18 protein-coding genes are annotated in these 18207 nt (G+C 70.2%); all 18 read right to left on the bottom strand.

Features of this window, described 5'->3' with window-relative positions:
• Entirely contained in the window at positions 1-711 is a 711-nt protein-coding gene (locus ABLE88_RS16195) for a GntR family transcriptional regulator (RefSeq protein ID WP_348832727.1), read from the bottom strand.
• A gap of 52 nt (positions 712-763) precedes the next feature.
• Positions 764-1153 carry an oxalurate catabolism protein HpxZ gene (gene hpxZ / locus ABLE88_RS16190; protein ID WP_348832963.1) on the bottom strand — a complete coding sequence of 130 codons (390 nt, stop codon included), beginning with the start codon at positions 1151-1153 and terminating at the stop codon, positions 764-766.
• Between the two features lie 86 nt (positions 1154-1239).
• On the bottom strand, positions 1240-2655 hold the full coding sequence (locus ABLE88_RS16185; protein WP_348832726.1) for an AtzE family amidohydrolase: 1416 nt from the start codon (positions 2653-2655) through the stop codon (positions 1240-1242).
• Positions 2652-2873, bottom strand: coding sequence for an AtzG-like protein (locus ABLE88_RS16180; protein ID WP_348832725.1), 222 nt, complete (start codon positions 2871-2873; stop codon positions 2652-2654). The genes ABLE88_RS16185 and ABLE88_RS16180 overlap by 4 nt, the downstream gene beginning before the upstream one ends.
• 7 nt (positions 2874-2880) lie before the next feature.
• Positions 2881-4728 carry a dipeptide ABC transporter ATP-binding protein gene (locus ABLE88_RS16175; RefSeq protein WP_510182908.1) on the bottom strand — a complete coding sequence of 616 codons (1848 nt, stop codon included), beginning with the start codon at positions 4726-4728 and terminating at the stop codon, positions 2881-2883.
• Positions 4729-4739: 11 nt separating this feature from the next.
• On the bottom strand, positions 4740-5624 hold the full coding sequence (locus ABLE88_RS16170) for an ABC transporter permease (RefSeq protein ID WP_348832724.1): 885 nt from the start codon (positions 5622-5624) through the stop codon (positions 4740-4742).
• Entirely contained in the window at positions 5621-6634 is a 1014-nt protein-coding gene (locus ABLE88_RS16165; protein WP_348832723.1) for an ABC transporter permease, read from the bottom strand. Before ABLE88_RS16165 ends, ABLE88_RS16170 begins: the two co-directional genes overlap by 4 nt.
• Positions 6635-6838: 204 nt before the next feature.
• Positions 6839-8461 carry an ABC transporter substrate-binding protein gene (locus tag ABLE88_RS16160; RefSeq protein WP_348832722.1) on the bottom strand — a complete coding sequence of 541 codons (1623 nt, stop codon included), beginning with the start codon at positions 8459-8461 and terminating at the stop codon, positions 6839-6841.
• 257 nt (positions 8462-8718) lie between these two features.
• Positions 8719-9600: a CDP-diacylglycerol--serine O-phosphatidyltransferase gene (gene pssA / locus ABLE88_RS16155; protein ID WP_348832721.1), complete on the bottom strand. Its 882-nt coding sequence runs from the start codon at positions 9598-9600 to the stop codon at positions 8719-8721.
• Between the two features lie 3 nt (positions 9601-9603).
• Positions 9604-10305: a phosphatidylserine decarboxylase gene (locus ABLE88_RS16150; protein ID WP_348832720.1), complete on the bottom strand. Its 702-nt coding sequence runs from the start codon at positions 10303-10305 to the stop codon at positions 9604-9606.
• A 101-nt stretch (positions 10306-10406) separates the two neighbouring features.
• Positions 10407-11066: a DUF502 domain-containing protein gene (locus ABLE88_RS16145; protein ID WP_348832719.1), complete on the bottom strand. Its 660-nt coding sequence runs from the start codon at positions 11064-11066 to the stop codon at positions 10407-10409.
• A 128-nt stretch (positions 11067-11194) separates the two neighbouring features.
• The gene (locus ABLE88_RS16140) at positions 11195-11554 is read right to left on the bottom strand and encodes a Na+/H+ antiporter subunit G (RefSeq protein WP_348832718.1); all 360 of its coding nucleotides are present in this window, start codon (positions 11552-11554) and stop codon (positions 11195-11197) included.
• A 9-nt stretch (positions 11555-11563) separates the two neighbouring features.
• Complete coding sequence (locus ABLE88_RS16135; RefSeq protein ID WP_348832717.1) at positions 11564-11833, bottom strand: K+/H+ antiporter subunit F; 270 nt, start codon at positions 11831-11833, stop codon at positions 11564-11566.
• Positions 11830-12321 carry a Na+/H+ antiporter subunit E gene (locus ABLE88_RS16130; protein WP_348832716.1) on the bottom strand — a complete coding sequence of 164 codons (492 nt, stop codon included), beginning with the start codon at positions 12319-12321 and terminating at the stop codon, positions 11830-11832. Before ABLE88_RS16130 ends, ABLE88_RS16135 begins: the two co-directional genes overlap by 4 nt.
• Before the next feature lies 1 nt (position 12322).
• The gene (locus ABLE88_RS16125; protein WP_348832715.1) at positions 12323-13855 is read right to left on the bottom strand and encodes a monovalent cation/H+ antiporter subunit D; all 1533 of its coding nucleotides are present in this window, start codon (positions 13853-13855) and stop codon (positions 12323-12325) included.
• Positions 13852-14205 (bottom strand): Na+/H+ antiporter subunit C, encoded by a 354-nt coding sequence (locus tag ABLE88_RS16120; protein WP_348832714.1) that lies wholly within the window; start codon positions 14203-14205, stop codon positions 13852-13854. Before ABLE88_RS16120 ends, ABLE88_RS16125 begins: the two co-directional genes overlap by 4 nt.
• A 3-nt stretch (positions 14206-14208) precedes the next feature.
• The gene (locus ABLE88_RS16115) at positions 14209-17061 is read right to left on the bottom strand and encodes a monovalent cation/H+ antiporter subunit A (RefSeq protein WP_348832713.1); all 2853 of its coding nucleotides are present in this window, start codon (positions 17059-17061) and stop codon (positions 14209-14211) included.
• A gap of 226 nt (positions 17062-17287) precedes the next feature.
• The gene (locus ABLE88_RS16110; RefSeq protein ID WP_348832712.1) at positions 17288-18121 is read right to left on the bottom strand and encodes a universal stress protein; all 834 of its coding nucleotides are present in this window, start codon (positions 18119-18121) and stop codon (positions 17288-17290) included.
• Positions 18122-18207: the final 86 nt, after the last annotated feature.

Raw genomic sequence — 18207 nt, 5'->3', positions numbered from 1 at the left:
TCACACGGTCTCGGCGTAGCGCTCGTAGGCCACTTCCACGGTGTTGATGTGGGCGCGCATGGCGGCCGCGGCCTCGGCCTTGTCGCCGCGCAGGATGGCGCTCACCACCCGGTCGTGCTCGGTGTAGGAGAGCGCCAGGCGGCCGAGATTGCGGAACTGGGCGCGCCGGAACGGCTGCAGGCGCGCCCGCGTGGCCAGCGTCAGCTCGGTGAGATAGTCGTTGTGGGCGCCGGCATAGAGCGTGGTGTGGAAGCGCTCGTTCAGCACCGTGTAGCCGGCCTGGTCGCCGCGCCGGGTGAGGTCGGCGAGCTCGGCATGGATCGCCTGCAAATGGGCGCGCTCGGTCGGCGTCATGTGGACCGCGCACAGGCCGGCGCACAGCGCCTCCAGCTCCGCCATCACGTCGAACATGCCGCGCAGCCGGTCGAGCGAGGGCTGGGCGACCAGCGCGCTGCGATGGGGCCGCGCCTCCACCAGGCCCGAGGCGGCAAGGTCGCGGATCGCCTCGCGCACCGGGGTGCGGGAGACGCCGTAGCGCTTGGCGATGTCCACCTCTTCGAGCGCCGTGCCGGGGGCCAGGCGTCCGCGCACGATGTCGTCGGCGATCTGCAGGCGCAGTTCCTCGGTGCGCGTCACCGCGCGCCGGGCGCCGCGCCTGCGGCGCGGGGCCGAGGCGCCCTCATGCGGGGCGGTGGTCGATGCGAGGCTCATGGATCAAAAGGTTACCGGGATTCTGTGACATCGCGAAAGTCCGCAATCACCCTCAGGGCATACCCGCCGACAGCACCGAGACGTGTGCGGCCACCACGCGCCAGCCCTCGGGAAAGCGCACCCAGGTCTGCTGCTGGCGGCCGACGCGTCCGCCGTCGCCCACGCGCTTGAACAAGGTGGAGGCGACCGCGAAGTCGCGCCCGAAGGTGGTGATGACGGTGTGCGAGAGCGTGCGTGCGAGGCCCACGGGACTGCGCCCCAGCCGGAACGCGCGGATCTCCTCGATGCCGTAGAGATTCTCCCCGGCGCCGAAGCGGATGGTGCGCCCGTCGGCCCGGAAGAATCCGTCGAGGGCTTCCAGGTCGTTGGCGATCAAAGCCGCCTCGTAGCCGGCGAAGGCCGCCGCCACCTCCGCCTTCACTTCGGGAAGGTCGATCTCCATGCCGGCCTGCGCCGCTCCGGCCCCGCCCCCGTCATTCGCCGCCGCGATCGTTTCCGCCACGTTTTCCTCCGCCACGTTCTTCTGCCTCACAGCGCCGCCACCCTGGCCGCGGCGGCGCCGGTATCCTGAAGCGCCTTGGCGACCCGCAAGGCGAGGTCCTCCCGCCACGGCGGGGCGATCACCTGCACCCCCAAGGGCAGGCCCCCGTCGAGCCAGACCGGCACCGCCGCCACCGGCAGGCCGATGAACGAGAGGGGCTGGGTGTAGAGCCCGAGGTTCGGGCGCACCAGCAGCGTCTCGCCATCGAGCACGAACGTCTTCTGGCCGATCTTCGGCGCCCGGCACGGGGTTGCCGGGGCGAGGATCACGTCGCAGGTGGCAAACAGCGCCAGCATCTCCTCGCGGAACCGGCGCCGGAATCGCTGGGCGGCATCCACCCAGGCGGCGGGAATGGCGAGCCCGGCGAGCAGCCGGTCGCGCACCGCCGGGTCGAAATCCGCGGGGCGCGCGGCGAGCCGGCGCAGGTGAAGGCTCGCCCCCTCCGCGGCGGTGGTCACATAGGCCGCGGCGCGGGCGCGGGCGGCGTCGGGCACCTCGATCCGCCGGGTGACGCCCAGCGCCGCCGCCGCCTTGTCCACGGCGGCGAACGCCTCGGGCAGGCCGCGGGCGCGGAAATAGCCGTCCGCCACCGCGATCCTCAAATCCCCGGCGCCGGCCCCGAGCGCCTCGAGCGTGGGCTCGAACGGGCGCGGCGCCTGCATGGGGTCCGCCGGGTCCGGCGTCTGCATGGCGTCATAGGCCAGCGCCAGATCCTCCACCGTGCGGGCGAACGGACCCAGATGGTCGAAGCTCGACACGAAGGGAAAGCTGCCGGCGCGCGAGAGCCGGCCAAAAGTGGGCTTCAGCCCGAAGGTGCCGCACAGCGCCGAGGGCACGCGGATCGAGCCGTTGGTGTCGGAGCCGAGCGCCAGCGGCACGAAGCCCGCCGCCACCGCCGCGCCCGAGCCGCCGGAGGAGCCGCCCGACATGTGGTCGAGCGCGTGCGGGTTGCGCGAGGCGCCGTCATGGAGGTTCTCGCCGGTGAAGTCATAGGCGTATTCGCCCATGTTGAGCCCGCCGACGAGCACCGCGCCCTGCCCCTCCAAGAGGCGGATGAGCGTGGCGTCCGCCACGGCGGCGGGCCGGTCGCGGTTGATCTTCGAGCCGGCGCGGGTCGGCAGGCCTTCGATGTCGAACAGGTTCTTGACCGCGAACGGCACGCCCGCGAGCGGGCCGAGCGCCTCGCCCTTCGCCCGGCGGGCGTCGAGCCCATCGGCGGTGGCGCGGGCGCGGGCGGCGGTCACGTCGGTGAAGGCGTTCACGGCGCCGTCGAGCGCGGCGATGCGGGCGAGGCAGGCCTCGGTCACCGCGCGGGCGCTCGCCGTGCCGGACTGCACCGCCGCGGCGATCGACGCGGCATCGGCGGTGGCGAGGTCGAAGGGCACGTCCCCGACGGTGCTCATGGCCGGTAGACCGGCGCCGGCTCGGCGGCGTCGCCGAGGTCGAGGGAATAGACGAGGTGCGCCGCATCGGCGATGGCGCGCAGGTGCATCAGCGCCTCGGCGCGCCAGTGGGGCTCGGGGCGGATGCCGTGGGCAGCGAGCGCGCCGTCGAGCATCTGCGCCAGCGCCGCGTCGGGCGCCTTGGGCAAGGGCATGTCCTCGGACAGATCGATGGTCATGGGCGGCTCACACGGGCGGATGGGGAATGGCGGCGATCAGCTCCCGTGTATAGGCGTCCTTCGGGCGTTCGAGTATCGCCTGCGCGCCGCCCTCCTCGACGATCCGGCCCTGGCGCATGACGATGACGCGGTCGCACAGGAGCCCCACCACGTGCAGATCGTGGGAGACGAAGAGATAGCTCATGCCGAGCGTGTGCTTGAGCTCGTCGAGCAGGTTCAGCACCACCGCCTGCACCGACACGTCGAGCGCCGCGGTGGGCTCGTCGAGGATCACGAGGTCGGGCTTCAGCGCGATGGCGCGGGCGATGCCGACGCGCGCCTTCTGCCCGCCCGAGAGCTGGTGCGGGAAGCGATCCAGCAGGTTCAGCGGCAGGCCGGCCATGCAAGCAAGCTGCTCCACCTCGGCGCGCAGCTGTGCGCCGCCGCCCACTTTGCCCATGCGGATCAGCGGGTCGGCGATGGCGCGGGCGGCGGTGTAGCGCGGGTTGAGGCTCTCGGTCGGGTCCTGGAACACCATCTGGATGCGCCGGCGCAGCGGGTGGCCGGCGAAGTCCTTGGCGGGGATAGCGGAAATTTCCTGCCCGTCGAAAGTGATCCTGCCCGCCGTGGGATCGAGCAGGCGCATCACCATGGACGAGGTGGTGGACTTGCCGCAGCCCGATTCGCCCACGAGGCCGACGCTCTCGCCGCGCCGGATCTCGAACGAGATGCCGTCCACCGCCTTGAAGATGGTGTCCTCGGCCGGGGCCTTCTTGCCGGTGAGGCCGGCGAGGAACGCGATCGGCGCGCCCTGGCGGGGATATTCCTTGAGCAAGTTCTCCACCTTGAGGAGGGGTTCGCCGGCAAGGGCGCTGCCCTGTGTCGCCGGCGCGACCTTGCTCCCCTCTCCCCTTGCGGGAGAGGGGCCGGGGGTGAGGGGTTCCGCCGCCGGCGAGGGGGGCGCCGCCTGCGGCGCTGTCGCGCCGGCCGTCTCATCCGCCTCCCCCTCCGGCAGCAGGTCCTTCAAGGTGATGCCCGGGCGTGGCGTCGCCCGCATGAGCTTCTTGGTGTAAGCGTGCTGCGGGTCGCGGAAGATGCGCTCGGCGGGCGCGGTCTCCACCACCTTGCCCTTCTCCATCACCATCACCGTGTCGCAATAGGCGGCGGCAAGGCCGAGGTCGTGGGTGATGAGGATGGTGGACATGCCGCGCGCGCGGGTGAGCTCGGTGACGAGGTCCATCACCGCCTTCTGGGTGGTCACGTCGAGGCCGGTGGTGGGCTCGTCGGCGATCATCAGCTGCGGCCGGCAGGCGAGCGCCAGCGCGATGACGATGCGCTGGCACATGCCGCCCGACAGCTCGAAGGGATAGGCATGGTAGCGCTCCTGCGGCCGTGCGATGCGCACCTGCTCCAGGATCTCGATCACCTTGTCCTTCACGGTGCGCGCATCGGCCTGCACGTGCTGGAGCAGCACGTCGCCGATCTGGTGCCCGACCTTGCGGATCGGGTTCAGCGCCGCCCGCGGGTTCTGGAAGATCATGGACATCTCGCGCCCGCGCAGATCGCGCATGGCGCTTTCCGGGGCGTGGGCCACGTCCAGCCCCGAGAAGGTGATGGAGCCCTCCGCGATCCGCCCGGCACGGTCGAGGATGCGCATCACCGTGTAGGAGGTGACCGACTTGCCCGAGCCGCTTTCCCCGACGATGCCCAAAGTCTCGCCCTTGGCGAGCGTGAGGTTCACCTTCTCGACCGCGGTGACGATGCCGCGGCGGGTGAGGAACTCGACGGTGAGGTCCCGGACCTCCAGGAGCGGCCCGCCGGCCACCTCGCGGACGGGGGCGGACAAGGCGGCGGACAGATCGGCGACGCCGTGCATTCTCCCCTCCCTCAGGTGCGGCGCTGGGGATCGACGATGTCGCGCAGACCGTCCCCCAGCAGGTTGAAGCAGAACACGGCGAACATCAGCGCGAGGCCCGGGAACAGCGCGATCCACCATTCGCCGGAGACGATGTAGGCCGCGCCCTCGGCCACCATGATGCCCCATTCCGGCGTCGGCGGGCGCACGCCGAGGCCGATGAAGGAAAGGCCCGCCGCATTCAAGATCGCGTAGCCCATGGTGAGCGACATCTGCACCATCATGATCGGCATGATGTTGGGCAGGATGGTCGTCAAAAGGATGCGCCATTCCGAATTGCCGGTGAGGCGCGCCGCCTGCACGTAGCCCGCCTGCCGCCGGATCGCCGCCTCGGCGCGGGCGACCCGCACATAAAGCGGGAAGTTGATGATGGCGGTGGCGATCACGATGTTGGTGACCGAATTGCCCAGCGCCGCGACGATGCCCATGGCCAGGACGAACAGCGGGAAGGCCATGATGGTGTCGGAGATGCGCCCGACGATGCGGTCGGTCCACCCCCCGAAGAAGCCGGAGGCGATGCCGGCGACGCCGCCCGCCGCGAACACCAGGGCCACCGAGAACACGGCGATCGCGAGGTCGAGCCGGGTCGCCGCCACCACGCGGGAGAAGATGTCGCGCCCGAGATTGTCGGTGCCGAACCAGTGGGCGGCCGAGGGCGGGCTCAGCGCCGCCGCCGTGTCGCTGGCGAGCGGGTCGTAGGGCACCACATAGGGCCCGATCAGCGCCGCGACCACCAGCACCAGGGCCATGCCGAAGGCGACGCCGGTGACAGGATTGTCCGAGATCACGTAGCGGGCATGCTTCAGCGTGGCGGCCAGGCCGCTCTGATGGGTCTCTTCGACCGAGGCGATGGTCATGCTTCGCTCCGCGCGCGGGGATCGATGATGCCGTAGGTGATGTCGATGACGAGGTTCAGCGCCACGTAGAGCACCGCCATGGCGAGCACGAAGCCCTGCACCGGCGCATAGTCCGAGGTGATGAGCGACTCGACCGCGTAGGAGCCGATGCCGGGCCAGGCGAACACCTTCTCCACCAGCACGTTGGCGCCGAGCAGGAAGGAGAACACCATGCCGAGCGTGGTGATCACCGGCAGCATGGCGTTCCTGAAGGCGTAGGTGATGATCACGGTATAGTCGGTCAGCCCCGCCGCCCGTGCGGTGCGCACGAACTCGGAGGACAGCACCGCCAGCATGGAGGCGCGCGTCATCCGGGCGATGGGCGCCAGCGCGAAGATGGCGAGCGTGATGGAGGGCACGGCCAATTGCGCGAGCGCCGCGCGGAAGGTCTCGAACTCGCCGGTGAGCAGGCTGTCGATGAGGTAGAAGCCGGTGATGGTGGGCGGGGCGGAGAAGAACACGTCGAGCCGCCCCAGCGGCGCCGGCGCCCAGCCGAGCTTGAAGTAGAACACATAGACCAGCAGCAGGCCGGTGAAGAACACCGGCAGCGACACGCCCGCCGTGGTGATGAGCCGGCAGGCGTGGTCCACCCACGAGCCCTGCCGTACGGCCGCCATGATGCCGAACGGAACGGCGATGGCGAGCGCGAGGACGAGGCCGCTGAGCGTCAGCTCGGCCGAAGCGGGCAGCCGGGCGGCGATCTCCTGCGCCACCGGCTGGCCGGTGGACAGCGAGGTGCCGAGGTCGCCGGCGGCGAGCGCCCCCACATAGTCCACGAACTGCACCGGCAGCGGCTTGTCGAGCCCGAGCTTGGCGCGGATCTCGGCGATCGCCTGCGGCGTCGCGGCGGGCCCGGCGAAATAGGCCGCGGCATCGCCGGGCAGCACCCGCGTCAGCAGGAAGGTGACGATGACGACGCCGATCAGGCTCGGCACGGCTGTGGCGAGACGGCTGGCGATGAGCTTCAGCATGGCCCTCTCCTCGTATGGTCCCGGGCGTGCGGCACGACGGCTCGGCCCGCCCGCTGCCCCTGCATCATGCTCCGGCCCGGCCGGAGCCTGCCTCCCGGGCCCGGCGCCGCCCCGGGAACGGAGAAAGGGGTGACGCACGGCGCCCCTCCGGCGCCACCCCTCCCGCGCGCACCTTGCGAGGCGCGACCTCGGGATCGCGCCGCCTCAGGATTTGGCGAATGCGCGATAGTCGAGCCGACGGTGGAACCAGTATTCGTAGCCGGTGACGTTCTTCTGCATCGCGACGTTCACATAGGGCTGGTAGAGCGGCACCCGCGGCACGTCGGCGAAGGCGAGGTCCACCATGCCCTTGACGCCCGCGTCATAGGCGCCCTTGTCACCCACCGCCGCGGACTGGCGGGCGGCATCGATGAAGGCGTCCATGGCTTTCGACTGGTAGCTCATGGTGTTGAAGATGGCGTTGTTGCCATGATAGCACCAGAAGAAGAAGTATTCGGGATAATCGAGCCAGCCCGAGAACACGTTGGTGTAGAGCGGCAGCGTCTTCTTGGTCAGCTCGCCGCGCCAGTTGGCGCCGGGGATCTTGTTGATCGTGGTCTTGATGCCGATCTGCGCCAGGGTCTCCTGCAGCAGCACGCAGATCGGCTCGTTGACGCCGGCAAATCCGAGGTCGAACGAGATCGTGGTCTCGAACCCCTCCGGATAGCCCGCCTCGGCGAGCAGCGCCTTGGCCTTGGCGAGGTCGGTGTTGAACTTGGTGGGCTGCGGCCAGGCGACCTTGGTCTGATAGTCGGCCGGCGCGCCGAACATGGGCTTGGCGAGGCCGAACAGCACCGCGTCCATGATCTTCTGGTAGGGAATGGCATAGGCCACCGCCTCGCGCACCTTCGGGTTGTCGAACGGCGGCTTGGTGACGTTCATGCCGATATATTGCAGGCCATTGGAATAGGGCACGGAGGTGATGTTCAGCTTGCCGGCCTGCTTCAGCTCCACGAAATCCTTGTTGGGCAGGTCGTAGGAGATGTCGGCATCGCCGCGCTCCAGAAGCGCGCGCCGGTTGCCGGCGGACGGCACCATGCGCCAGATCACGCGCTTGATCTTGGGCAGCGGGCCGCCCTTCCAGTCGTCGAAGCGCTCATAGACCACCTCGGTGCCGGAGGTCCATTTGGTGACCCTGTAGGCGCCCGAGCCGGCGGTGTTCTGCTTGGTGTATTCGAGGCCCCACGGGTCCTTCTCGGTGGCGTTCTTCTTCACCAGCTCGGAATTCACCACGCAGGGCACGATCACCGCGAGGTCGGGAATGGTGAGCCGGTCCTTGCGGATGAAGTCGATGCGCACCGTGTGGTCGTCCACCACCACGAACTGCTCCGGCTTCTCCAGCGAGCCCGCTTTCATCTGGAAGGTGGGGAAGCCGCCCACCGAGACCGCGCGGTCGAGCGACCATTTCACGTCCTTGGCGGTGACCGGGGTGCCGTCCTGGAAGGTGGCGTTCTTCTTCAGTTTGAAGGTCGCCGACATGTCGCCGATGCTCATGTCATCCGCCAGCTCGCCCTTGAGCTTGTCGCGGTCGTAATAGCGCACTCCGTCCTTCTCGGTCATTTCGTGGGTGATCAGGCGGTCGTAGCAGTTCCAGCTCGCCTCGTAGCCGGGCACGTTGGTGCCGACACCCATGATGTCGAGATTGTTCGGCCCGCTCTCCGAGACGATGAGCAGCGTCTCGTTGCGCGCCTGCGCCTTGGCGGGAGAGAACACGGCGGGCGCGGCGACGCCCGCGCCGGTGGCGACGGCCGTGACGGAGGCGGAGGTCATAAACTCGCGGCGGTTCATGTGGCGATGTCCCCTCATGGCGGATGGCAAGCGAATCCTGCCCATCCCCATTCAAGGGTCGTGCCAGTTGTATGCAATAATTTATAATATATTGATTTTATTGAAGTTTTTTCACAATGAGTTCAATCGGAGGGGAGCTTCGGAGTGCAATAATGCGCAGAATTTAGTCATTAGCTGCACATTGCATACAATAACCGCCCGCAGCGTAGGCGCTGCGGCACCGCGGGCCGCTGCGCCGCCTGTGTTCGCGGCAGGCGTCAGGCTGAAGGGCCGGGCGCCGGCGGCGCGGGCGCTGCGGGGTCTTCGGCCGCCCGCTCGCTCCGCGGCCGGCCGTGCTGGGCGCTCTCGGCGCGATGCGCGGCCATGAGCCTGCGGTAGCGCAGCGCCGACACCGGCAGCAGCGCCAGATAGATCGCCGAGCAGGTGGCGAGCACCGCCCAGGGAAAGCTCGCCAGCAGCGCGAAGTAGAGCGCCACCAGCACGAACAGCGGCAGCACCATGTCGCGGCGCACCCGCCCGCCCAGCGTCTTGCCGGACCAGGCGGGCACGTTGGAGATCATCAGGAAGGCGATGGCGAGGCAGTAGATCAGCGCCAGCGGCGCGCTCCAAAAGCCGTGCGGCGCGCCGAGCAGCTCCAGATAGACCGGCAAAAGCACGGTGATGGCGCCGGCCGGGGCCGGGATGCCGGTGAAGAAGTCGGCGGCGAAGGCCGGCCGGTCGGGGTCGTCCAGCATCACGTTGAAGCGCGCGAGGCGCAGCGCCGCGCAGATGGCATAGGTGAGCGCCGCGATCCAGCCGAACGCGCCGGCCTCGTTGAGCCCCCAGAAATAGAGCATCAGCGCCGGCACGCAGCCGAAGTTCACGAAGTCGGCGAGGCTGTCGAGCTCGGCGCCGAAGCGCGAGGTGCCCTTGAGCGCGCGGGCGAGCCGGCCGTCGATGCCGTCCAGCAGCGCGGCGAACACGATGGCGGCGAGCGCGAGCTCGATGCGCTCCTCGATGGCGAGGCGCACCGCCGTGAGCCCCGAGCACAGGGCCAGCAGGGTCACGAGGTTCGGCAGCAGCACCCGCAGCGGGATGCGGCCGAGCCGGCCGAAGCGCGGGCGGCCCTCCGGGTCGAAGGGGGGAAACGGCGTCTCCATGGCTCAGGACACCCGGTAGGCGACGTCGCGCGCGCCCGCCCCGGTGAGGTCGGCGATGATGGTCTCGCCGGCGGTGGTGAGCTGGCCCTCCGCCACCTGCACCTTGGTGCCTGGCGGCAGATAGATGTCGAGGCGCGAGCCGAAGCGGATCAGGCCGAAGCGATCGCCGGCGCCGATCTCCTCGCCCTCGCGCACGAAGCACACGATGCGCCGGGCGATCAGGCCGGCGATCTGCACGCAGCCCACCCGCCCCGCCATGGTGCGGATGACGAGGCCGTTGCGCTCATTGTCCTCGCTCGCTTTGTCCAGGTCGGCATTGAGGAAGATGCCGGGCTTGTAGGCGACGCGCTCGATGCGCCCGGTCACCGGCGCCCGGTTCACATGCACGTTGAACACGCTCATGAAGATGGAGACGCGCAGCAGCGGCTCGTCCGAGAGGTCGAGCTCGCGCGGCGGCCGGGCCGGACCGATCGAGGAGATGGTGCCGTCGGCGGGGGCCACCACCAGGCCCTCGCGCACCGGCGTCACCCGCACCGGATCGCGGAAGAACAGCGCCGTCCAGAGCGCGAGGCCCACCGCGATCATGCCGAAGAAGGTGTTGAGCGAGAGGATGGCGAGCGCGATCACCGCCGCTCCGGCGATGAAGGGGTAGCCCTGCCGATGCACGGGCACGAGCGACTTGCGGATCGTGGCGACGAGCGACACCTTCAGGCCTCCGGGCGCGCGCCGCGGACGCGGGCGCTGAGGCACAGGTAGTCAGGCCCGCCCGCCCCGTCAAATGGGAACCGGCCGGCGCCGCCGCGCCGTCAGCCGGCAGGCGGCGGAGGGGTGTTCCCGTTGAAGCGGATGCTGTTCGGCGCCGCGGTTCCGCCCGAGACGATGAACTGCATCGCTTCGCTCGCCGTCCAGTCGAGCCAGACGAGGCGCTCCACCGGCACCAGCTCCATGTAGCCCGAGGTCGGGTTCGGCGTCGTCGGCACGTAGACGGCGGCGATCTGCGCGCCGCTGTCCACGTCCGTGAACACCCGTGTCACCAGGCCGATGGTCTTCATCTGCGGCGAGGGAAACTCGATCAGCACCACCCGCTGGCTGCCGCCGTCCCGGGCCTCGAACGAGGCGAGGAGCTGGCGCACCGCGCGATAGAGGCTCTCCACCACCGGCACCCGGTTCATGACGGTGTCCACCAGCCCGAGGAGCCGCTGGCCGATCACCGCCCGCGTCAGCAGGCCGAGCAGGTAGAACAGGAGGATCGTGGTGACGATGGCAAGCGCCCAGGCGACGGTGTCGCTGGTCAGCACGTCGGTGAGCTTCGGCACCACCATCCCGGCCCAGCCCGCCAGCGCGTTCACCAAGGGCCGCCCGACGCCCGACAGCAGGTCGAGGATCAGCCCGACGGCCCAGATGGTGATGGCGAGGGGCAGGAAGGCGAGGATGCCGGCGAGGATGGTGCGCTGGAGATGCCCCATGGATCGGTCAAGGCTCCGGAGGTGGCTGGTGCGGCGCCAGGGGGGAGAACAGGCGGGATCGTACCCTCCCCGCCGCGGCCGCGCGAGCCCCGGCGCGCCGCCGCGCGCCGGCGGGGTCCTGCCGGGCCCTACTCGCCCGCGTCCAGCGTCGCCCACCCGGTGGCGGTCCCGGTGGGCGGCAGGCGCTTGCGTTCGGCCCGCGCGCGCAGGATGTGCGCCTTGGCCAGCATCTGCGCGCTCACCGGCGCCGTGAGGAACAGGAACAGCGTGACGAGCAGCTCGTGGATCGAGAAGCTGCCGCGCACGCCGGCGAAATAGACCATGGAGGCGATGAGCAGCGCGCCTATGCCGAGCGTGGTTGCCTTGGTGGGGCCGTGCAGCCGGCGCATCATGTCCGGCAGTCGGGCAAGGCCGAGCGCGCCCACCAGAAGGAAGAAGGCGCCGACGAGGATCAGCGCCGCGACCAGCGCCTCGATGAGGACAGGCATGAGCGTCTCCTATTCGATCACGTTGCCGCGCAGCAGGAACTTGCAGAACGCCACGGTGGTGACGAACCCCACCATGGCGAACAGCAGCGCCGCCTCGAAATACATGGCCGTGCCGTAGGCGATGCCGCCGAGCACGATGAGGGCGATGGTCTCGATCACCAGGGTGTCGAGCGCCAGCACGCGGTCGGTGGCGTCCGGCCCCACCGCGAGGCGGTAGAGCGTGAGCGCGATGGCGAGGCAGATGGCGGCCCCGGCGATGGTGACGGCGGCGGCGATCATTCGAAGATCCTCTTCAGCCGGCGCTCGTAGCGCGCCTTGATGGCGGCGACCGTCGCCTGCGGGTCGGCGGTCTCCAGGCAGTGCACCAGCAGCGCCTTGCCGTCGGCGGACAAATCGGCGCTCACGGTGCCCGGCGTCATGGTGATGGTGCCGGCCAGCATGGCGATGGCCTCCGGCGTCGACAGATCGAGCGGCACGGCGACGTAGTGGGTCCTGAGGCTGTCGCCGCGCCGGAACAGGATCAGCCGCGCCACCTCGATGTTCGACACCACGATGTCCCACAGCACCAGCCCGGCATATTCGGCGATGGCGAGCGGCGCCTTCAGCCGCGGCCGGCCGGGCCAGAACGGCGCGGTGACGAGCGGAATGGCGATGCCGAGCACCAGGCCGAGGACCACCACGCCCGGCGTCACCGCGTTCATCAGCAGGATGAACACGAGGGTGACCAGCACGGTGAGCAAAGGATGGGGCAGAAGCCGCGCGCGCATGTCAGTTTCCCCCCGCGAGGCGCACGTCCGGCCCCAGCACCGCGCCGACATAGGCCGCCCGGTCGAGCGCCTGCCGCGCGGTGGCCTCGAGCGCCTCCATGGCTGGGCCGGCGGCGAGCGTCCAGCCGACGGTGAGCGCCAGCAGCAGCACCACCGCCGCGAGCCCCGCGGCCGGCGGCGGCGGGCGCTCCCCGGTGGTCGGGCCGCTGGCCCAGAACAGCACCGAGCCGGCCCGCGCGAAGCCGAAGGTCATGACGAGGCTGGCGGCAAGGATCAGCGCCCAGATGAAGGGCCACCAGGACGAGGCCTGCGCGGCCTGAAGGATCATCACCTTGCCGAGGAAGCCGGAGAGCGGCGGCAGGCCGACGAGGGCGATGGCGGCGAGGAAGAACAGGCCGCCGATGAGCGTCTCCGCGCCCATCTGCGGGGCCGGCACGAGCCGGTCGCTGGCCGCCCCCCGCCCCTCCTGGACCAGGCCGGCGACGAGGAACAGCGCCCCGCCGGCGAGGGTCGAATGGACGAGGTAGTAGAAGCCGGCGGCAAATCCGGCCGCGTCGAACAGGCCGAGCGCGATCAGAAGCGTGCCCATGGAGGCGATGACGGCGAAGGCCGACAGGTCGCGCAGGGTGCGGCTGCCGAGGAGCCCGACCGTGCCGACCACCAGCGTGGCGAGGGCGGCGGGGAGGACGAACGGCGCCGCCGCCAGCGCCAGCGGACCCGCATCGGCGCCGAACACGAGGCCGTAGACCCGCACGATGGCATAGGCCCCCACCTTGGTCATGATCATGAACATGGCGGCGGCCGGCGCCGAGGTCCCGGCATAGGTCGCCGGCAGCCACCAGTGCAGCGGCACCAAGGCGGCCTTGGTGGCGAACACCAGGAACAGCAGCAGCGCCCCGGTCTTCAGCAGCGCCGCGTCGGCCGCCGCCACCTGCGGCACCTTCACCGCGAGGTCGGCCATGCTGAGCGTGCCGGTGACGGCATAGATCAGCCCGACCGCCACCAGGAACACCGTGGAGGCGAGAAGATTGATGGCGACGTACTGGAACCCCGCCTTCAGCCGGACCGGTCCGCCGCCGTGCAGCATCAGCCCGTAGGAGGCGATCAGCATCACCTCGAAGAACACGAACAGGTTGAACACGTCGCCGGTCAGGAACGCGCCGTTGATGCCCATGAGCTGGAACTGCAGCAGCGGGTGGAAATGCCGCCCGCGCCCGTCCACCCCGCCCGCCGCATAGAGCACAACGCCCAAGGCGAGGACGGCGGTGAGCAGCAGCATGGTCGCCGACAGCCGGTCCAGCACCAGCGTGATGCCGAAGGGGGCCGGCCAGTCGCCCAGCCGGTAGGCGCGGATGGTGCCGTCGGCGGCCTGCGCGAACAGGATGGCGGCGAGCACCACCAGCAGCCCCGTCGCGGCGATGGAGACGATGCGCTGGCGCCTCAGATGGTGGCGCAGCGCGAGCACCAGGAACGCCGCCGTCATGGCCGGCAGCAGCACCGGCAGGATCATGAGCTGGTCGCGGGCTAAGATCATGCCCCGCCTTCCTCGCCGCCGTGGCGCGGCGCGTCGAGGTCGCAGCGGTCGGAGCCGGTCTCCAGATAGCCGCGCAGCGCCAGCACCACGATGAGCGCGGTCATGCCGAAGGAGATGACGATGGCGGTGAGCACCAGCGCCTGCGGCAGCGGATCGGCATAGGCGCGGGCGTCGGGCGCGATCACCGGCGGCAGGTCGATGACGAGGCGCCCCATGGTGAACAGGAACAAATTGACCGCGTAGGACAGGAAGGTAAGGCCGAGGATCACCGGAAAGGTATGGGCCCGCAGCAGGAGGTAGAGGCCGACGGCGGTGAGCAGGCCGATGGCGGCGGCAACGAGCAGCTCCATGGCTCAGCCCTCCCTGCCGGCGCCGGACGCGGCGCCTTCCAGCGGCACGTCCATGGGGCTCGCGCTCTCGGGCGTCGGATCGATGCGCCGCGCCACCCGGGAGAGCTGGGCCAGCGACAGCAGCATCACCCCGACCACCGTGAGGAAGACGCCGAGGTCGAAGCCCATGGCCGAGGCGAGCTCGAAATGGCCGACGATCGGCCAGTCGAAATAGCCGAAGGTGGAGGTGAGGAACGGCCGGCCGAAGGCGAAGGCGGCGATGCCGGTGAGGCCGGCGACGGCGACGCCGGCGCCGATGAGGGTCTGGGAATCCACCTTCATGCGCTCCGCCGCCCAGCCGTAGCCGGAGGCGATGTACTGGATGATCAGGGCGATGGCGACCACCAGGCCGGCGACGAAGCCGCCGCCCGGCTCGTTGTGGCCGCGCAGGAAGATGTAGGCGCCGACCGCCAGCGACAACGGCAGGAGCACCCGGGTCGCCACCACCAGGATCAAAGGATGGGCGTCCTTGGCCTCCTCGTCGGGAAGCAGGGCCTTGATGCGCCGCACCGCCGCGCCCTTCAGCTGCGGATCGAGCAGCGCGTAGATGGCGAGCGCGGCGATGCCGAGCACGATGATCTCGGCGAACGTGTCGTAGCCGCGGAAGTCCACCAGGATCACGTTGACCACGTTGGTGCCGCCGCCGCCGGGCTTGGACTGGGCGAGGTAGAAGTCCGAGATCGAGGTGCCGCTGCGCGTCATCACCGCATAAGCGAGCCCGGCGACGCCGAGCCCGGCGAGGCCGGCAAGCAGCCCGTCGCGCCAGCGCACGGCGCGGCGCTCTTCCGGCGGCGTGGTCTTGGGCAGCAGATTGAGGGCGAGCAGCAGCAGGATGGTGGTCACCACGTCCACCGAGATCTGCGTCAATGCAAGGTCGGGCGCGGAGAACTGGAGGAAGGCGAGCGCCACCACCACGCCGACCACGCCGGTGAGAATCAGCGACGTCAGCCGCTCGGCGTGGAACAGCAGCACCGCCCCGCTCGCCAGGACGAGGGCGAGGAAGGCGGTCACGGCGGGCACGCTCACCGGCAGCGGCGGGCGCGTCCCCGGCCCGTGGGTGGCGCTCCAGAAGCCATAGCCGCCGACCGCGACCAGGGTGGCGAGGATCACGCCCAGATAGCGCGGCAGAGCGCCGTCATGCAGCAGGCCGAGGGTGCGCCGGCAGGCCAGCACCAGCCCGCCCGTCACCTGCTCGAACAGGTCCTTCGCCTCGAACCTCGGCAGCCGCGCGCGCAGCGCCTGCGCTTGGCGGAAGGCGCGGAAGAGCGCGGCGCCGGCGGCGAAGGCGATGAGGCTCATCACCAGCGCCGGCGTGACGCCGTGCCACAGAGCAAGGTGATGCTCCGGCACCGGCCCGCCGATCACCGCCCCGGCGGTCAGCGCCACCAGCGGCCCGGCGATCGGCCCCGGCACGAGGCCGATGGCGACCACCGGCACCACCAGCACCGCCACCGGCAGCCACATGCCAAGCGCGGGATCGTGGGGCGGGTGCGGATAGTCGCTCCGGGCCGGGCCGAGGAAGGTGCCGAAGGCGAAGCGCACCGAATAGGCGACCGAGAAGGCGGCCGCCAGCGTCGCCAGAACGGGGAACAGGAAGTCGAGCCCCAGATAGGAGGTGTGCGCCGCGTGCTCCAGCATCATCTCCTTGGAGAGGAAGCCGTTGAACAGCGGCACGCCGGCCATGGAGGCGGCCGCCAGCAGCGCCAGCGTGCCGGTCACCGGCATGAGCACCAAAAGGCCGCCGAGGCGGCGGATGTCGCGCGTGCCGGCCTCGTGGTCGACGATGCCGGCGCTCATGAACAGCGCGCACTTGAAGGTGGCGTGGTTGAGGATGTGGAACACCGCCGCCAGCGCCGCGAGCGGCGTGCCGAGGCCGAGCAGCATGGTCATCAGGCCGAGATGGCTCACCGTCGAATAAGCGAGCAGCCCCTTCAGGTCGTCCTTGAACAGGGCGATGACGGCGCCGATCAGCATGGTGGCGAGGCCGACCGGCGCCACGACGAGAAACCAGACCTCGGTACCGGCGAGCACCGGCCACAGGCGCGCCAGCAGGAACACGCCGGCCTTCACCATGGTGGCGGAATGCAGGTAGGCCGAGACCGGGGTCGGCGCCACCATGGCGTGGGGCAGCCAGAAATGGAACGGGAACTGGGCCGACTTGGTGAACGCGCCGACCAGCACCAGCGCCAGCGCCGGCAGATAGAGCGGCGAGGCGCGCACCATCTCGCCGCGGGAAAGGATCTCCGAGAGCTGGTAGGTGCCCGCCGCCTCTGCCACCAGCAGCAGCCCGCCGATGAGCGCGAGCCCGCCGCCCCCGGTGACCACCAGCGCCATGCGCGCGCCCTGCCGGGCATCGGCGCGCTTGCGCCAGAAGCCGATCAGCAGGAACGAAGTGAGGCTGGTCAGCTCCCAGAACACCAGGAGCAGGATGACGTTGTCGGACAGCACCACGCCCACCATGGCGCCCTGGAACAGCAGCAGATAGGCGAAGAACCGGCCCATGGGATCCTCGCGCGACAGATAGAAGCGCGCATAGACGATCACCAGAAGGCCGATGGCGAGGATCATGGCCGCGAAGAAGAAGCCGAGCCCGTCCGCGAACACCGACAGCGACAGCCCCATGGCTGGAACCCAGGTGACGCCCGCCTTGGGCACCGCGCCCGAGAACACCGCCGGCGCGTGGGACAAGAGCAGAGCCAGGGACAGCGCCGTCACGCCGCCGGTGGCCAGGGCGCAGGTGTCGCGGCCGGCGCGGATCACCAGCGGCGGGATGAGCGCGCCGAGGAAGGGGATCAGGACCACAAGCAGCAATGTCATCGTCGGTTGCCTCGTCACGCCTGGCGGAGGGTCAGGTGGATGAAGCTCGCGCGGAGCCCCGGCGGAAGTCCTGTTGGTGCAAGTCCTGTTGGTGGAAGTCCTGTTGGTGGAAGTCCTGTTGGTGGAAGTCCTGTTGGTGGAAGTCCTGTTGGTTCAAGTGCCGGTTGGCGGGGGCGGGAGGCGGCCGGCGCTGCGGCGGTGCCGGCGCTGGCGCGCGGGCGGCGTCCTAGTGATAGAGGAAGATGCAGCAGCTCGGCGCACCGACGAGGCTCTGCGTGGTCGATCCGAACAGCAGCTCCTTCAGCCCGCGGTGGCCGTAGGCGCCCATGACCAGCAGCTCCACCGTCCCGAGCGCGGCCTGCGCGGCGAGGACCTCCGGCGCCGGCTCCGCCGAGCGCAGGGGCCGGGCAGCGGCGTCGTAGCCATGAAGCTTGAGGAACTCGGCTGCGCGCTCGGCCAGATGCCGCGCGGTCTCGAGGCGGGTGTCGACGGACACGACCTGCACCCGGCGGCCCGTCCAGGCGCCCAGCAGCACGAACAGCTGCAGCGCGCGCATGGCCGGCAGGCTGCCGTCATAGGCGACCAGGACCTCGCCTTCGGGCGGCAGGTCATCGGGACAGACGAGAACCGGGCGCGGCGTCGTGAACAGCAGCCGGTTGAGGGTATCCGAATGGGGTTCGCTGCCGGTGCCGCGAAACGTGACGTCGTGGCCGGTGATCACCAGATCGGCGGTGGCGCTCGCCGCGGTCACCTGCTCGAACGGATCGCCGTCGAAGCTGACATGGATCGGCGCGAGCCCCTCGCCGGCGCACTCCGCCGCGAAGGTCTCGGCGGCGCGCCGGCGCGCCGCGACGGCCTCGGTCTTGAGGCTGGTCTCCATCTGCGCGTGGTAGGCCGCCCCGCCAATGGCGCCGGGCATCGGCGCCTCGATGAAGGCCAGGTCGACGCCGGACAGCGACGTGATCCGCGCGTCCTGCGCCCGGGCGAGCTTGCGGGCGCAGGCGCGCGCCGCAAGGCCGGAGGGGCTCTCGCCGAGCAGGAGCAGCACGTTCTTCACCATCGCGTTTCCTCCGCAGATTGGCGTCCCTGGTCGCGATGCCGAGTCGCCGTCGATGTGACCGCATCCGCTTCTAGCATGACATGCGG

This window comes from Xanthobacter luteus (assembly GCF_040049235.1).
GTDB lineage: Bacteria > Pseudomonadota > Alphaproteobacteria > Rhizobiales > Xanthobacteraceae > Xanthobacter.
Note: the sequence above shows the minus strand (reverse complement) of the source record. Positions and strands in the feature narration are given on the sequence as shown.

Excerpts from the sequence above, each read along its gene's own strand:
- ABLE88_RS16180 (WP_348832725.1), bottom strand. The coding sequence starts at position 2,873 with ATGACCATCGATCTGTCCGAGGACATGCCCTTGCCCAAGGCGCCCGAC.
- ABLE88_RS16170 (WP_348832724.1), bottom strand. The coding sequence starts at position 5,624 with ATGACCATCGCCTCGGTCGAAGAGACCCATCAGAGCGGCCTGGCCGCC.
- ABLE88_RS16165 (WP_348832723.1), bottom strand. The coding sequence starts at position 6,634 with ATGCTGAAGCTCATCGCCAGCCGTCTCGCCACAGCCGTGCCGAGCCTG.
- ABLE88_RS16195 (WP_348832727.1), bottom strand. The coding sequence starts at position 711 with ATGAGCCTCGCATCGACCACCGCCCCGCATGAGGGCGCCTCGGCCCCG.
- hpxZ (WP_348832963.1), bottom strand. The coding sequence starts at position 1,153 with ATGGAGATCGACCTTCCCGAAGTGAAGGCGGAGGTGGCGGCGGCCTTC.
- ABLE88_RS16185 (WP_348832726.1), bottom strand. The coding sequence starts at position 2,655 with ATGAGCACCGTCGGGGACGTGCCCTTCGACCTCGCCACCGCCGATGCC.
- pssA (WP_348832721.1), bottom strand. The coding sequence starts at position 9,600 with ATGGAGACGCCGTTTCCCCCCTTCGACCCGGAGGGCCGCCCGCGCTTC.
- ABLE88_RS16130 (WP_348832716.1), bottom strand. The coding sequence starts at position 12,321 with ATGCGCGCGCGGCTTCTGCCCCATCCTTTGCTCACCGTGCTGGTCACC.
- ABLE88_RS16110 (WP_348832712.1), bottom strand. The coding sequence starts at position 18,121 with ATGGTGAAGAACGTGCTGCTCCTGCTCGGCGAGAGCCCCTCCGGCCTT.
- ABLE88_RS16145 (WP_348832719.1), bottom strand. The coding sequence starts at position 11,066 with ATGGGGCATCTCCAGCGCACCATCCTCGCCGGCATCCTCGCCTTCCTG.
- ABLE88_RS16175 (WP_510182908.1), bottom strand. The coding sequence starts at position 4,728 with ATGCACGGCGTCGCCGATCTGTCCGCCGCCTTGTCCGCCCCCGTCCGC.
- ABLE88_RS16115 (WP_348832713.1), bottom strand. The coding sequence starts at position 17,061 with ATGACATTGCTGCTTGTGGTCCTGATCCCCTTCCTCGGCGCGCTCATC.
- ABLE88_RS16160 (WP_348832722.1), bottom strand. The coding sequence starts at position 8,461 with ATGAACCGCCGCGAGTTTATGACCTCCGCCTCCGTCACGGCCGTCGCC.
- ABLE88_RS16120 (WP_348832714.1), bottom strand. The coding sequence starts at position 14,205 with ATGGAGCTGCTCGTTGCCGCCGCCATCGGCCTGCTCACCGCCGTCGGC.
- ABLE88_RS16140 (WP_348832718.1), bottom strand. The coding sequence starts at position 11,554 with ATGCCTGTCCTCATCGAGGCGCTGGTCGCGGCGCTGATCCTCGTCGGC.
- ABLE88_RS16135 (WP_348832717.1), bottom strand. The coding sequence starts at position 11,833 with ATGATCGCCGCCGCCGTCACCATCGCCGGGGCCGCCATCTGCCTCGCC.
- ABLE88_RS16125 (WP_348832715.1), bottom strand. The coding sequence starts at position 13,855 with ATGATCTTAGCCCGCGACCAGCTCATGATCCTGCCGGTGCTGCTGCCG.